This window comes from Paracoccus aestuariivivens (genome assembly GCF_009711225.1).
GTDB classification, from domain to species: domain Bacteria; phylum Pseudomonadota; class Alphaproteobacteria; order Rhodobacterales; family Rhodobacteraceae; genus Paracoccus; species Paracoccus aestuariivivens.
The window spans coordinates 317053-331519 of the sequence record NZ_WMIE01000001.1 but is presented as its reverse complement, the minus strand read 5'-3'; the positions used below and the strand labels follow the sequence as shown (position 1 = coordinate 331519).

General features: G+C 61.4%; 11 protein-coding genes. 9 read left to right on the top strand and 2 right to left on the bottom strand.

All coding sequences use genetic code 11. The features are described 5' to 3' along the window. The first annotated feature begins 24 nt into the window (after positions 1 to 24). From GL286_RS01725 to murD, 4 genes are all read left to right on the top strand, one after another. Positions 25 to 1494: a UDP-N-acetylmuramoyl-L-alanyl-D-glutamate--2,6-diaminopimelate ligase gene (locus GL286_RS01725; protein WP_155093820.1), complete on the top strand. Its 1470-nt coding sequence runs from the start codon at positions 25 to 27 to the stop codon at positions 1492 to 1494. Next, the gene (locus GL286_RS01720; RefSeq protein ID WP_155093819.1) at positions 1491 to 2876 is read left to right on the top strand and encodes a UDP-N-acetylmuramoyl-tripeptide--D-alanyl-D-alanine ligase; all 1386 of its coding nucleotides are present in this window, start codon (positions 1491 to 1493) and stop codon (positions 2874 to 2876) included. Before GL286_RS01725 ends, GL286_RS01720 begins: the two co-directional genes overlap by 4 nt. Next, positions 2876 to 3958 carry a phospho-N-acetylmuramoyl-pentapeptide-transferase gene (gene mraY / locus GL286_RS01715; RefSeq protein ID WP_155093818.1) on the top strand — a complete coding sequence of 361 codons (1083 nt, stop codon included), beginning with the start codon at positions 2876 to 2878 and terminating at the stop codon, positions 3956 to 3958. The genes GL286_RS01720 and mraY overlap by 1 nt, the downstream gene beginning before the upstream one ends. Before the next feature lie 84 nt (positions 3959 to 4042). Beyond that, a complete protein-coding gene (gene murD / locus GL286_RS01710; RefSeq protein WP_155093817.1) occupies positions 4043 to 5443 on the top strand; it encodes a UDP-N-acetylmuramoyl-L-alanine--D-glutamate ligase in 1401 nt (466 codons plus the stop codon). Between the two features lie 48 nt (positions 5444 to 5491). Here the strand turns inward: murD and GL286_RS01705 are convergent, their stop codons facing one another. Then, a complete protein-coding gene (locus tag GL286_RS01705; RefSeq protein ID WP_155093816.1) occupies positions 5492 to 6622 on the bottom strand; it encodes an OmpP1/FadL family transporter in 1131 nt (376 codons plus the stop codon). Between the two features lie 257 nt (positions 6623 to 6879). On the opposite strand from GL286_RS01705, the gene guaB reads away from it, so the two are divergent. The 4 genes from guaB (at position 6880) to GL286_RS01685 (ending at position 12522) form a co-directional block, all read left to right on the top strand. Further along, positions 6880 to 8328 carry an IMP dehydrogenase gene (gene guaB, locus GL286_RS01700; RefSeq protein WP_155093815.1) on the top strand — a complete coding sequence of 483 codons (1449 nt, stop codon included), beginning with the start codon at positions 6880 to 6882 and terminating at the stop codon, positions 8326 to 8328. A gap of 128 nt (positions 8329 to 8456) precedes the next feature. After that, positions 8457 to 9227 (top strand): lysozyme family protein, encoded by a 771-nt coding sequence (locus GL286_RS01695; RefSeq protein ID WP_211596159.1) that lies wholly within the window; start codon positions 8457 to 8459, stop codon positions 9225 to 9227. A gap of 53 nt (positions 9228 to 9280) precedes the next feature. Beyond that, positions 9281 to 10429: an RsmB/NOP family class I SAM-dependent RNA methyltransferase gene (locus tag GL286_RS01690; RefSeq protein ID WP_155093814.1), complete on the top strand. Its 1149-nt coding sequence runs from the start codon at positions 9281 to 9283 to the stop codon at positions 10427 to 10429. 53 nt (positions 10430 to 10482) lie between these two features. Next, positions 10483 to 12522: an ATP-binding protein gene (locus GL286_RS01685; protein WP_155093813.1), complete on the top strand. Its 2040-nt coding sequence runs from the start codon at positions 10483 to 10485 to the stop codon at positions 12520 to 12522. Here the strand turns inward: GL286_RS01685 and GL286_RS01680 are convergent. Beyond that, positions 12514 to 13098, bottom strand: coding sequence for a sulfotransferase family 2 domain-containing protein (locus tag GL286_RS01680; protein WP_155093812.1), 585 nt, complete (start codon positions 13096 to 13098; stop codon positions 12514 to 12516). The two genes, GL286_RS01685 and GL286_RS01680, sit on opposite strands and share 9 nt — an antisense overlap. A gap of 242 nt (positions 13099 to 13340) precedes the next feature. On the opposite strand from GL286_RS01680, the gene recA reads away from it, so the two are divergent. Continuing rightward, positions 13341 to 14411: a recombinase RecA gene (gene recA / locus GL286_RS01675; RefSeq protein WP_155093811.1), complete on the top strand. Its 1071-nt coding sequence runs from the start codon at positions 13341 to 13343 to the stop codon at positions 14409 to 14411. Positions 14412 to 14467: the final 56 nt, after the last annotated feature.

Here is a 14467-nt window from a genome sequence, read left to right as displayed (position 1 = left end):
GAGGTTTCTGTGACTGACAGGGCGATGCGGCTGTCCCTTCTGGGGCTAAGGGGGGACAAGGGGCGCGACCCCGAGGTGACCGGAATTTCCGTTGATTCTCGGGAAATCAGGTCGGGCTATCTGTTTGCGGCTTTGCCGGGTTCGGCCCGACATGGGGGCGAATTCATCCAATACGCGCTGCGCCAAGGGGCCGGTGCGATCCTGACCGACCGCCACGGCGCCGAGATTGCCGCAGCCGAATTGGCCGGATCAGACGCGGCACTGGTCGTCGCCGAAGATCCGCGCGCCGCGCTTGCCGGTGCGGCGGCTTTGTGGTTCGCCGCCCAGCCCGAAACCATGGTCGGCGTTACGGGAACATCCGGCAAAACCTCGGTCGCGACCTTTACCCGCCAGATCTGGCAGGAGCTGGGACATAAGGCGATCAGCCTTGGCACCATGGGGGTTCAGGGTGACTTTCAGGCCAAGCTTGCCCATACGACGCCCGAGCCGTTGACCCTGCACCGCGTCCTGGCCGAGGCCGCCGCTGCTGGCGTGACCCATGCCGCTATGGAGGCGTCCTCGCACGGGTTGGACCAACGTCGTCTGGATGGCGTCAGGCTGAAGGCCGCGGCCTTTACCAATTTCAGTCAGGACCATCTGGATTATCACAAGGACTTTGACGATTACTTTGCCGCCAAAGCATTGTTGTTCAATCACATTCTTGACGAAGGTGCAGATGCCGTCATCAATATCGATGACCCGCGCGGCCGTCAGATGGCGCAGATCGCGCGCGAACAGGGTTTGCGGCTGACCACGATTGGACGTGATGGCGCGGCGGATCTGCGCATTCTTGGCCAACGCTATGACGCCACCGGACAGGATCTGCGCTTTTCGTGGCAAGGTCAGGCGCATCTTGTGCGTCTTGGCCTGATCGGTGGTTTTCAGGCCGAGAACGTTCTGGCGGCGGCAGGTCTGGTGATCGCCGCCGGAGACGATCCTTCCCGCGTCTTCGATACTTTGCCGCAACTTTCGACCGTGCGCGGCCGGATGGAACTGGCAGCCATGCGCGACAATGGCGCAGCGATCTTTGTCGACTACAGCCACAAGCCCGGCGCGCTGGCCTCGGCGCTGCAATCGCTGCGTCCGCATGTCATGGGCCGCATCGTCGTGGTCTTTGGCGCGGGCGGTGATCGCGACCGCCTGAAACGCCCGTTGATGGGCGAGGCGGCGTGCGAATTCGCCGATGTGGTCTTTGTCACGGATGACAATCCCCGTTCCGAAGACCCCGCTGCGATCCGCGCCGAGGTCATGGCCGGTGCTGGACCCGACGCCATCGAGGTGGGCGACCGTGCCGAGGCCATCCTGCGCGGCGTCGATGCCCTGCAACCCGGCGATGCGCTGTTGATCGCGGGCAAGGGGCACGAGACCGGCCAGATCATCGGCAATGATGTTTACCCCTTTGACGACGCAGAGCAGGCCTCGGTGGCCGTCGCGGCACTGGATGGCAAGATATGACACTTTGGACCTCGCAAGAGGCTGCCGTTGCAACGGGCGGTCACGCCACCCGCGATTTCGTGATCAATGGTGTTTCGATCGACACCCGTACGATCGAGGCGGGCGATCTGTTCGTGGCGCTTCAAGCGGCACGGGACGGGCATGATTTCGTGGTGCAGGCTCTGGAAAAGAGCGCGGGCGCGGCTTTAGTCACCCGTATCCCAGAAGGCGTCGCGCCCGATGCGCCACTGCTGGTCGTGCCAGATGTGCTGGCCGCGCTCGAGGCGCTTGGTCGCGCCGGTCGTGCCCGTATGCAGGGCAAGGTCATTGCGATCACCGGCTCGGTCGGCAAGACCTCGACCAAGGAAATGGCCCGTATCGCATTGACGGGGCAGGGCAGGATTCACGCCGCCGAGGCTAGCTACAACAACCATTGGGGCGTGCCCCTGACGCTGGCGCGGATGCCCGCCGATACCGATTTCGCCATTATCGAGATCGGCATGAACCACCCCGGCGAGATCGAGCCTTTGGCCCGTCTTTCCCGTCCGCATGTTGCGATGATCACCACGGTCGCGGCTGCCCATCTTGAGGCCTTCGGTGCGATCGAGGGCATCGCCCGCGAAAAGGGCGCGATCTTCCGTGGCCTGACCCAACCCGGAACCGCTGTGCTGCCCGAGGATCTGGCCGTGACCCAGATCCTGCGCGATTGCGCGGATGATGCCGGAGCGATTGTCATCGGCTTTGGCCAGAACGGCATGGCCAAGCCCTTGAAGGCCGAGACGACCGATGGCGTGACGCAGGTGCGTGCGCGCGTTCTGGGCGAGACGGTCGATTTCACCTTGGCCAGTGCAGGCACGCATTTCGTGATGAACGCCGTCGGGGTGCTGGGCGCGCTCGGGGCGGCTGGGGCCGATGTGGCGGCTGCGGCCAAGGCGTTGGGGGGCTGGAACCCGCCGCTGGGCCGTGGCGCTGTCGAGGATCTGGGCGGTATCCGCCTCATCGACGATGCCTACAACTCGAATCCGACCTCGCTGTCGGCAGGGCTCGCGACGCTTGCCCGTCTGACCGGAGGCCGCCGCGTCGCCATTCTTGGCGATATGCTGGAGCTTGGCGCCGATGAAATCGCCATGCACCGCGATATGGCCGATGATGCGGCGATGGCTTCGGTCGATCTGGTTCACACCGCCGGCCCGCGCATGCGTGCCTTGCACGATGCCCTGCCCGAAAAGCGCCGCGGCTTTCATGCCGAAAGCGCGGCCGAGCTGGCCGAAAAGGTCGGGGAGCTGGTGACCATGGGCGATATCGTGCTGGTCAAGGGCTCGAAATCCTCGAAAGTCTCGACCGTGGTTGACGCCTTGCGGCGGACGCGGCAAAGCACGCCGCCTGGCGAAAGGAACCAGTAATGCTTTATTGGCTTGCGACCCTCTCTGATGGCGGGGATTTTTTCAACCTTTTCAGGTACATCACCTTCCGCGCGGGCGGAGCTTTCTTCACCGCGCTGATTTTCGGTTTCATGTTTGGCCGACCCTTGATCGACCTGCTGCGCCGCAAGCAGAAAAAAGGCCAACCGATCCGCGATGACGGCCCGCAGAACCATTTTTCCAAGGCGGGCACGCCGACGATGGGCGGTCTGCTGATCCTTGCTGCGCTAATCGTGGGCACGTTGCTTTGGGCGCGGCTCGACAACGGCTATGTCTGGATCGTCCTGCTGGTCACGCTGGGCTTTGCCGGCATCGGCTTTGCCGACGACTATGCCAAGGTCACCAAGCAGCACCACGCGGGGCTTTCGGGCAAGGTCCGGCTGGCCATCGGGATGGTCATTGCAGCAGTTGCTGCCGGTACGGCGGCCTGGTTGCATCCGGCGGCACTGAGCGGTCAGTTGGCGCTGCCCTTCTTCAAGGACGCTCTGATCAATCTCAGCATCCTTTATGTGCCGTTCAGCGTCATCGTGATCCTTGGTGCGGCGAATGCGGTCAACCTGACCGATGGTCTGGACGGGCTGGCGATCATGCCGGTGATGATCGCGGCGGCGACCTTCGCGGTGATCGCCTATATGGTCGGGAACGCCAATTTCGCGAATTATCTGGGCGTCCATTTTGTCCCCGGCACCGGCGAACTAGCGGTCTTCGTCGCCGCGCTGATCGGTGGTGGCTTGGGTTTCCTTTGGTACAACGCCCCGCCAGCCGCAGTCTTCATGGGTGACACCGGCTCGTTGGCGCTGGGTGGCGCCTTGGGGGCGATTGCGGTCGTCACCAAACACGAGATCGTTCTGGCAATCGTCGGCGGCCTGTTCGTGGTCGAGGCGATGTCGGTGATCATTCAGGTGCTGTATTTCAAGCGCACCGGAAAACGCGTCTTCCTGATGGCGCCGATCCACCACCACTTCGAGAAGAAGGGCTGGGGCGAGGCGCAGATCGTGATCCGTTTCTGGATCATCGCGCTGATCCTTGCGCTGATCGGGCTTGCGACGCTGAAGCTGCGTTAAGGCCTCTCGCAACTTCCTATCAGGGTCAATATTCTTGGCGGGCCGGGGCGGCGTGTCCCGGCCTGCCAAGTTGAAGGAAGTGCCATGATCCCGGTTCAGGGCGTCGAGAATCAAACTATCGCCGTGCTCGGCCTCGGCCGTTCGGGCCGCGCAACTGCTGCCGCCCTCGCCGAGGGCGGGGCCAATGTCGTCGTCTGGGATGACGGGGTCGATACCCGCGAAAAGGCCGCCGCCGACGGCATGACCGTCCTTGACATGACACGCGAGCGGAACTGGGAAGGGATCTCGGCGCTGATCACCAGTCCGGGCATTCCGCATCTTTATCCCAAGCCGCATCCGGTCATTGCCATGGCCTATGAGTTGGGCGTGCCGGTGGACAATGACATCGGCCTGTTTTTTCGCAGTTTCGCCACGCGCGACTGGGACCGGTTCGACACCGCGCCGCGCGTCATTGCGATCACCGGCTCGAACGGCAAATCGACGACCACGGCGCTGATCCATCACATCCTGCACGAGGCCGGACGCCCCGCCCAGCTTGGCGGCAATATCGGCACGGGCGTCCTGTCGCTCGAACCTGCCGAGGATGGTGAGGTCGTCGTGCTGGAACTGAGCAGCTACCAGACCGATCTTGCCCGCGCGTTGACGCCTGATGTCGCGGTCTTTACCAATCTGTCGCCCGACCATCTGGACCGTCACGGCGGACCGGGCGGCTATTTCGCCGCCAAACGTCGGCTGTTCGCCGAGGGTGGACCAGACCGTGCCGTCATTGGTGTTGATGAGGTCGAGGGCCGCTATCTGGCCGACCAGCTTTCCATGAGCCCCGCCGATGACCGCGTGATCCGGATTTCCTCCGGACAGAAGCTGGAACGCTTTGGTTGGTCGGTATTCGCCCGCAAAGGCTACCTGTCGGAATATCGCAAGGGTCGTCAGGTCGCCTCGATCGACCTGCGCGAGATCAAGGGCCTACCGGGCGAGCATAACCACCAGAACGCCTGTGCGGCCTATGCCGCCGCGCGTTCTGTCGGAATCGCCCCGCGCGAGATCGAGCGCGCCTTCCACAGTTTCCAAGGTCTGCCGCATCGTAGCCAGACCGTCGCGGAGATCGACGGCGTGCGCTGGGTCAATGACAGCAAGGCGACCAATGTCGATGCCGCAGCAAAGGCGCTGACGGCCTTCCAGAACATCCGCTGGATCGCGGGTGGTATGGGCAAGGATGGCGGGATCGAGGCGCTTGCCCCGCATCTGGGGCAGGTGGTCAAGGCCTATCTGATCGGGCACTCGGCCCGCGATTTCGCGCTTCAGATCGGCCAGACTCCCTACGAGATTGCCGAAACAATGGAGCAGGCCGTGGTCCGCGCCCGCGCCGAGGCCCAGCCCGGCGAGACGGTCCTGCTGGCCCCCGCTGCCGCCAGCTTCGACCAATACCCGAATTTCGAGAAACGCGGCGAGCATTTCACCGCCTTGGTGCAGGCTCTGACGGCGTAAACGAAAAAGGCCCCGGAATCTCCGGGGCCTTTCTTTTCGGGGTCAGGATCAGAACGAATAGCCGACGCGGACGCCGACGCCCCACAATTCGTTGTCCGTGGTTTCTCCGACGGCGGTCTTGTTGCCGGAATAGCCGACGCCCAGATCGGCATCGCCCAGTTTCGAATAGTTGATTCCGGTCGAGACCTTGATGTTGTCCATCGTGTAGATCGCGGCGACCTGAATGCCCTTGCGGCCATCATAGGGCGCCAGCGGCGAGATCTTTCCGCCCACGCTCGGCTCGTAGATATAGGCGACCGAACCCGACCAGTTTTCGGTGAACTTGCGGCCGACGCCGATCGTGTAGGTGGTGGTGTCCTCAAGTTCGACCAGCGGGATTTCTCCCAGCGGGGTCACGATCGGGAACAGGAAGTTGTTGACCTCGAATTCGGACCATTTCACCCAGCGGATCGAGCCGAATACCAGCGTGTCCTCGGCCACCCCCGTCTGGCCTTCCAGCGTCCAGCTGCGCGGGGTGGTGACCTCGTACTTGCCGTTCATCGTCACCGGAAGCGGGCCGCCGCTTTCCTGTTGGTCGAAGTCGTGGTCGATTTCCGAGTTGTACGTCAACGATACGCGCGCGGCATATTCCGGGATCTCGTAGGCAACACCCGCGACCCAGCCCATGCCCCATGCGCCGTCGATTTTCAGATCATAGCCTGCGGTCGACTGATAGCCCGCGCCGTCCAGCGTCACGCCCCCATCCGCATGCGATGCCCGCAGACCGCCATGGACCGAGAAGTTGTTCTCGAACTTGTAGCGCAGCAGCGCGGTATAGGTGGTCGAGTTCACTTCGACCCGCGTGCCCCCCAGCACCACCGAACCGCCATCGCTTGCCAGCGGATAGCGCAGGTCCGAGCCGAAGGGCTGCTCGATGATGAACGCGCCCGACAGGTTTTCGTTGAACTGGTGTTTGTAAGACAGGCCGACGAATCCGTAGCCCTGCGCCACGTCGCCGGTTTTGCCGCCCAAGATGTCGTGACCCTTCACGGTCGGATCGACGCCACCGAAGCTGAGTTCGACGTAATTGCCATTCTCGAAAAGCACCGCCAAGGATTGCGGCGCACGCTCGATTCCACCGGCCAGTGCCGGGGCGGTGCTGAGAAGCAGCAGGCCCAGCCCGGTCATAGTATTTTTCATGTTTTCCTCCCATTCGCGGTTCGCGAGGAACCTGACCCGAGCATTTCGCAGCCAATCTGCTTGCGTCAATCATATCGATGGATTGACGCGGCGTCGTATCCCCGTTCGCGCTTTGCGCGTGTGACTGCGGCGGCGTTACAACAGTGGCGTGTCAGGAGGAATCGCTATTCTTGCGGGGTGCGACGTTCTCGTACTGGACAATCGGGCGGCTCCGTGAAATGGGAAACTGCCAAACGAACCCCTGATAGGATGCTCCCATGCAGATTCGTGAGGCTCTGACCTTCGACGACGTTCTTCTCGTACCTGCGGCTTCCTCGGTGATGCCCTCGACGGCGGATGTGACAACTTTTGTCACCAAGCAGATCCGGATGAACATTCCCCTGCTTTCCAGCGCGATGGACACGGTCACCGAAAGCCGCATGGCGATTGCCATGGCTCAGGCGGGCGGGATCGGCGTGATCCACCGCAACCTGACCGCCGAACAGCAGGCCGCCGAGGTCCGGCGTGTGAAACGCTTCGAATCGGGCATCGTCTACAACCCGATCACGCTGCGCCCCGATCAGACCATCGCCGATGCCAAGGCGCTGCAGGAACGCTACAACGTCACCGGCTTTCCGGTGGTGGACGAGGCTGGCCGCGTTGTCGGCATCATCACTAACCGCGACATGCGCTTTGCCAGCGATGACCGCACGCCGGTCCATGCCGTGATGACCTCGGACAATCTGGCGATCCTGCGCGAGCCTGCCGACCGGGCCGAGGCGATCAGCCTGATGAAGGCCCGCCGCATCGAAAAACTGCTGATCACCAGCGGCGAAGGCCGTCTGACGGGTCTTCTGACCCTGAAAGATACCGAGCAGTCGGTCCTGAACCCGCTGGCTTGCAAGGACGGTCTGGGTCGCCTGCGCGTCGCCGCCGCCTCGACCGTAGGCGAGGAAGGCTATGAGCGTAGCTTGGCGCTGGTAGATGCTGGCGTGGACATGGTGGTGATCGACACCGCGCATGGCCATTCCGAAGGCGTCGCCAAGGCCGTGGCCCGTATCAAGGCCCATTCGAACGAGGTTCAGGTCGTCGCCGGTAACGTCGCCACCGCCGCCGCCGCCAAGGCGCTGATCGACGCGGGCGCGGATGCTATCAAGGTCGGCATCGGTCCGGGCTCGATCTGCACCACCCGCATCGTCGCGGGTGTCGGCGTTCCGCAGTTGACTGCGATCATGGATGCGGTCTCGGGCGCGGGCGACATTCCGGTCATCGCTGATGGCGGGATCAAGTTCTCGGGCGATTTTGCCAAGGCGATCGCGGCGGGTGCAAGCTGCGCCATGGTCGGCTCGGCCATTGCCGGAACCGACGAAAGCCCCGGAGAGGTGATCCTGTATCAGGGCCGTTCGTTCAAATCCTATCGCGGCATGGGCAGCCTTGGCGCCATGGCGCGCGGCTCGGCCGACCGTTACTTCCAGAAGGACGCGGCCTCGGACAAGCTGGTCCCCGAAGGGATCGAGGGTCAGGTTCCCTACAAGGGCTCGGCTGCGGCGGTCATCCACCAACTGGTTGGCGGTCTGCGCGCTGCGATGGGCTATACCGGCAATGCCACCGTCGCCGAAATGCGTGGTGGTTGCGAATTTGTTCGCATTACCGGTGCGGGCCTGAAGGAAAGCCACGTCCATGACGTGCAGATCACCCGCGAAAGCCCGAACTACCGTTTGGGCTAAGGTTGAAGGGGCGGCTTCGGCCGCCCTTTTCATTACGGGAAACCAAATCTTAAATCGTTGCGCATAGTCTGGCCGGTGTAACCAATCGGCCGGACGGTGATTTGCTTCGCATATTCTGCATTCTCGCCATGACTTTACTGGCTACGGGCAGGGCGTTTACCTTGCCTGCGGCTGATGTCTGCGAATGGGCTGCCGTGCAAGCCGCGCAAGAGACGGGCGTCCCTGTCGAGATCATGGGGGCGCTGACCCTGACCGAGACAGGTCGCCATATGGGCGGTGTCGTTCGCCCTTGGGCATGGAGCGCCAATTCCGAGGGTGAGGGGACATGGTTCGACGACCCGCAATCCGCAATCACCTTCGCCCATGACCGGATTTCGCAGGGCCGGACCAACCTTGATATCGGTTGCTTCCAGCTGAACTATCGATGGCACGGGATGAACTTCAGCAATATCGAGCAGATGTTCGATCCGCTGGAGAATGCCCGTTACGCGGCGAGATTTGTTGCCCAACTCCACAGCGAGACGGCGGATTGGCGTCGTGCTGCGGGCGCTTTCCATTCGCGTACGACGGCCCATGCCGAACGCTATCTGGCGCGATTCGATACGCTTTATGCTGTGCTGCAGAAGCGTGGCTTTTCCGGCATGACCAGTGCGCCCGAAACCTATAACCAATTCGCCTCGATTACGGCAGATAGCCGGAAGCAGGTGCGCCAACGCCTGATGCTGCTGGGTGCGCCCATGGGCACGGCGGTTACCGGAAGGCCGGGTTCACTTGCTGCTATCGGACAAGGGTCTGGCCCGGCCTTTGCGCGTTCGCGGGGGCCGCTGATCGTCGCGCGGGCGGGCGGTCCGTTCTTTGCGCAACCATCAGCCGATATCCAGGAAGAGCTTCGGGATTGACAATATCGGGCGCAGGCCCTTTCTGGGCCTCTGTTCCAAAGATCGTGATTGCCATGACCCCTGCCGCGCGTGTTCAGGCCGCCATTACCATTCTTGATCAGATCCTGTCGGGCGACCCGGCCGAGGCCGCGTTGCTGCGCTGGTCGCGGAGCAGTCGCTTTGCCGGCTCGGGGGACCGCGCAGCAATCCGCGATCTGGTTTTTGACAGCCTGCGCCGCCGGCGGTCCCGTGCGGCGCTTGGCGGTGCGCTGACCGGTCGCGGACTGATCCTTGGAATGTGCCTTCAAGAGGGGCTCGATCCCGTTCAGATCTTTACGGGCGAAGGGCATGCACCCGCGAAACTCGCGGGTGGCGAACTCGGGAAGGGGCGTCAGCCGACCGAGGCCGAGGCATTGGATCTTCCCGATTGGGTGCAACCTTTGTGGGCAGGGTCGCTTGGTGCGAACGCAAAGCCGGTCGCTCGGGCGATGAGCGCACGCGCGCCGGTTTGGCTTCGGGCGAATGCCTTGCGGGCGACGCCTGCACAGGCAATCGCATCGCTCGCGCAGGATGGGATCGTCGCGCAATCATTTACAGGGCTTCCGACGGCGCTTGTCGTCATCGAAGGGGCTCGCAAGGTTTCGAATGCGCGGGCCTATCGCGACGGTCTGGTCGAATTGCAGGACTTATCGCCCCAGCTTGCCTGTGCCATGTTACCGACCGCGCAGAAGGTTCTGGATTATTGCGCAGGGGGTGGGGGCAAGTCGCTTGCCATTGCTGCGCGGGGAAATGTTGATGTGACCGCACATGACGCCAACCCGGCCAGGATGAATGATCTGCCATCGCGCGCAGATCGCGCTGGCGCCAAGGTCCGTATCGCCAAATCGGGACAAATCCGCGGCACATTCGATCTGGTCGTGACGGATGTTCCGTGCTCGGGCAGCGGCACTTGGAGGCGGACACCGGACGCCAAGTGGCGTCTTGATCGTGACCGGTTGCGGGATCTGGTCGAGATTCAGGCGGGTATTCTTGACGATGCCGGCCGCTATGTCGCGCCCAACGGTTATCTCGCCTATATGACATGTTCGCTAATAGACGAGGAGAACGGCCAACAGGTCGCAGCCTTTGCCGGACGCTCGGAATTCGAGCTACATTCGCAGCGGGTCTTCACACCCTTGGATGCCTCCGACGGTTTTTTTGTGGCAATTCTGAGGCGACGTTAATCCCTCGTTAATTGGCGGCGCGTAAACGTGTTCCCGCAGGCGAAGGGAATATGATGACGTCTAGGCTGGCAGGTTTGCTTCGAATAAAATTCGCGCTTCCGGCTTTGATGCTGCCATTGACGGGTCTGATCTTTGCGGTGCCACAACCGGCTTCGGCTCCGCTTATCTCGTCGGCATTTCTGGGCTGCTTCCTCGCCGTTGGAATCGTCGTCGCAGAAACTGTCGTCGCGATAGGTGGCCGCAGGCATGTGGCGCGCCGGCAGCTTCTGAATGCGCGCAAGGAACTGGCCGACAGTACGGTTCCGGCCTTCGTCGTTGGTCCGGATGGGGCCATTCTGTTCCAGAATCAGATGTGGTCCACGCGCTACGGCGATCAGTTCGGAACGAGTATTCTTGAGAAGCTTGGGTACTGTGTTGCCGATCCGAAGCAGGCTTGGCACGATATCAGGCTGACTTTGGCCAAAACCGGCTGTAGCGCGTGTGAACTGGGCGAGATGGGCCGGTTTTCCGTTATTGGTCTACACAACGGCGGAATGCAGCTTTGGCAAATCGAAACCGCGCCGGATCCGGCTCCGGCTGCCGAAACCTCTGATCCCGTCAAATGCGATTTCGAGTGGTTGCCGGTCCCGCTTCTGACGCTGGATGCCAGATCCCAAATACTCAGGATCAACGCCTTCGGTCGCGATCTGCTGGAGGGGGCGCATCCCGGCCAACTTTTGGCGACCCATCTTGATGGGCTTGGCAGAGAGATCGCGGACTGGGTCTCGGATGTCAGCAGCGGGCGGATGGCACATGGATCCGAGGTTCTTCACCTCAGAAGCGGTAATCCTGATCGCTTCATTCAGGTCAGCCTTACCCGCGGAACGGATGATCAGGTGACTGCTGTCCTGTCGGATGCCAGCGCGATGAAGACGCTTGAGGCGCAGTTCGTCCAAAGCCAGAAAATGCAAGCAATCGGCCAGCTGGCAGGTGGAATTGCGCATGATTTCAATAACCTCCTGACGGCAATTACCGGACATTGCGACTTGCTGATGTTGCGGCATGATCAGGCAGACCCGGACTTCGCCGATCTCGACCAGATCAGCCAGAACGCCAATCGGGCCGCAGCGCTTGTGCGCCAGCTTCTGGCGTTTTCGCGCAAGCAGACGCTGAAGCCTCAGATTGTCGATTTGCGAGATTCGCTCTCCGATCTGACCCATTTGTTGAACCGCTTGGTCGGAGAACGCGTCTACCTGACCTTTGATCACGATCCATCGCTTCGCATGATCCGGGCTGATAGACGTCAGCTTGAGCAGGTGATCATGAACCTGGTCGTGAACGCGCGCGATGCGATGGCGAATGGCGGTGGAATCACGATTGCGACTGACAACCTCTGTTTGTCCGAGGCCACAAGGGTAGGCCAAGCCAATCTGCCTGCAGGCGAGTATGTTCGGGTTCAGGTCCGCGATCAGGGCTGCGGAATACCCGCAGAAGAGTTGAGCAAGATATTCGAGCCGTTCTTTACCACGAAAAAACTGGGCGAGGGGACCGGGCTTGGCCTGTCCACCGCCTATGGCATTGTCAAGCAGACGGGCGGCTACATCTTTTGCGATAGCACGTTTGGTGAGGGCAGCACGTTTTCGCTGATCTTTCCCGCCCATGATCCGGTCGAAGAAGCGACCGCGTTAATCGGTACGCCACCACCACAGGTCGCAACCCGGTTCGAGACCGAAGCAACCGTCCTTCTGGTCGAAGATGAGGCGCCGGTGCGAGCATTCGCAAGCCGCGCCCTGAAGTTGCAGGGAATCAGGGTGATCGAAGCAGCCTCGGCCGAGGAGGCGCTATCCTTGCTTGCCGATCACCGTTTGCACATCGACGTATTCGTGACGGATGTTGTCATGCCGGGTATGGATGGACCGGCATGGGTTCGGACTGCTTTGCGGGACAGGCCGCAGACGCGCGTCATTTTCATGTCGGGCTATGCCGAGGACGTGTTCAGCGAAGGTCACGTTCCGATTCCGAACTCGGTCTTCCTGCCAAAGCCTTTTTCTCTGACCGAGTTGACGGCGTTGGTGGCTCAGCAATTGCGGGTCGAAACGCCCGTCTCAAAGTGAGGCGTAAAGCTCGATGTCGCGACGCATGAACCGTTGCAGCGTGCTTTCTTGCTCCTGGTTCATCGACACATCGACTGCCGGAGGTACGTTCAAGCGCGGAAGGCTGATTGCGCAATCAAGGCTGTCTTCAAGAAAATCGGTGAACGCCTCCATGTCTTCATAGCGGAAGATACGGTCGGCATGATCCTCTCCATGCGTCAGGAATGCGGCCTGACTCCGGATCTTGCGGTGAAATCCACTGGCAGGATCGGCATAAGTGCGTGCGAATTCGGCAAAACTGACACCATTTATCGCATGATCGGGATCGTCGATGTCATCGCGAAGCAGAAAGCGGTACCAACTTTGCAGCCAGCCGACAGGCTCTCGCATCAAGGCTACCGTGGTAAATGTCTGACCGGTCACGTGGCGCAGCCATGGCTCGATATAGAGTCGATAGGACTGCAAATCCGTGTGTTTAAGCGGCGAGGGGCGTTGCACGGCAACATTCGCCAGTGATTCCAGTGCGGCCTCGACTGCGGTGGACCCGGCTTTCGGAGTCGCCAGGAACACAAGCCGTTTTTCCCAAAAAATCAACATTATGGCCGCCTTTTGGTGATATCGCGTCGGGCAGGGGATAACTGTCGCGATGAGCGCTGTAAACTGTTTCTTAACCTTTCACTGTGATGATCGGGCAGCGGGTCTTGCTGTTGATCCACGAATATTCAGGCTGTTCTTGCAATTTTAGGAAAATCTGCTCAAATCGGAACATCCCGTGAACATTGCGCGGGCTGGCGGCGATTGCTCCGAAGGGCGGGGCATGAAATAAACATGAGGACCGCATGGCAGGGGCGACACTTTTCGACATGAACGATAAGCGATCGGCAGACAAACAAAAGGCTCTGGACAGCGCGCTGGCGCAGATCCAACGGCAGTTCGGCAAGGGCTCGATCATGAAGCTCGGCGGCGACAGTCCGGTGACCGAGATCGAAGCGACCTCGACCGGCTCGCTGGGGTTGGATATCGCCTTGGGCATCGGGGGGCTGCCCAAAGGGCGCATCATCGAGATTTTCGGGCCGGAAAGCTCGGGCAAGACGACGCTGACACTGCATGTCGTCGCCGAGGAACAGAAAAAAGGCGGCGTTTGCGCTTTCGTTGATGCCGAACACGCACTGGACCCTCAATATGCCAAGCGACTGGGCGTTGACCTTGACGAATTGCTGATCAGCCAGCCCGACACTGGCGAGCAGGCGCTCGAGATCGTCGACACCTTGGTGCGGTCGGGTGCAGTCAGTCTGGTCGTGGTCGACTCGGTCGCGGCGCTCACTCCGAAATCCGAAATCGAGGGCGACATGGGCGACATGCAGATGGGCAGTCAGGCCCGTCTGATGAGCCAGGCCATGCGCAAGCTGACCGCCAGCATCGGGCGCAGCAACTGTATGGTGATTTTCATCAACCAGATCCGGATGAAAATCGGCGTCATGTTCGGAAGCCCCGAGACGACGACTGGCGGTAACGCCCTGAAATTCTATGCATCCGTGCGCCTCGATATCCGCCGCACCGGCGCGGTCAAGGATCGGGACGAAGTCGTCGGTAACGCTACCCGCGTCAAGGTGGTCAAGAACAAGGTGGCACCGCCCTTCCGTCAGGTGGAGTTCGACATCATCTATGGCGAGGGTATTTCGAAGGTCGGTGAACTCATTGATCTTGGGGTGAAAGCCGGTGTCATCGAAAAGTCGGGCTCTTGGTATTCCTACGGCGATGAGCGCATCGGTCAGGGGCGCGAAAATGCGAAACAATATCTGCGCGACAATGCCGACATGGCGTTCGCGATCGAGGACAAGATCCGTGCCAGCCATGGTCTGGAATTCGGTGCCTCGGAAGAAGGTGACGACGCTCTGACCGAGGATTGAGCGGCTTTGACCGTTTTCTCGCGCGTCCCGCACGGTCGGGGCGCGTTTTCCATTGT

Excerpts from the sequence above, each read along its gene's own strand:
- GL286_RS01690 (WP_155093814.1), top strand. The coding sequence starts at position 9,281 with ATGACCCCTGCCGCGCGTGTTCAGGCCGCCATTACCATTCTTGATCAG.
- GL286_RS01720 (WP_155093819.1), top strand. The coding sequence starts at position 1,491 with ATGACACTTTGGACCTCGCAAGAGGCTGCCGTTGCAACGGGCGGTCAC.
- GL286_RS01680 (WP_155093812.1), bottom strand. The coding sequence starts at position 13,098 with ATGTTGATTTTTTGGGAAAAACGGCTTGTGTTCCTGGCGACTCCGAAA.
- murD (WP_155093817.1), top strand. The coding sequence starts at position 4,043 with ATGATCCCGGTTCAGGGCGTCGAGAATCAAACTATCGCCGTGCTCGGC.
- guaB (WP_155093815.1), top strand. The coding sequence starts at position 6,880 with ATGCAGATTCGTGAGGCTCTGACCTTCGACGACGTTCTTCTCGTACCT.
- mraY (WP_155093818.1), top strand. The coding sequence starts at position 2,876 with ATGCTTTATTGGCTTGCGACCCTCTCTGATGGCGGGGATTTTTTCAAC.
- GL286_RS01695 (WP_211596159.1), top strand. The coding sequence starts at position 8,457 with ATGACTTTACTGGCTACGGGCAGGGCGTTTACCTTGCCTGCGGCTGAT.
- recA (WP_155093811.1), top strand. The coding sequence starts at position 13,341 with ATGGCAGGGGCGACACTTTTCGACATGAACGATAAGCGATCGGCAGAC.
- GL286_RS01725 (WP_155093820.1), top strand. The coding sequence starts at position 25 with ATGCGGCTGTCCCTTCTGGGGCTAAGGGGGGACAAGGGGCGCGACCCC.
- GL286_RS01685 (WP_155093813.1), top strand. The coding sequence starts at position 10,483 with ATGACGTCTAGGCTGGCAGGTTTGCTTCGAATAAAATTCGCGCTTCCG.
- GL286_RS01705 (WP_155093816.1), bottom strand. The coding sequence starts at position 6,622 with ATGAAAAATACTATGACCGGGCTGGGCCTGCTGCTTCTCAGCACCGCC.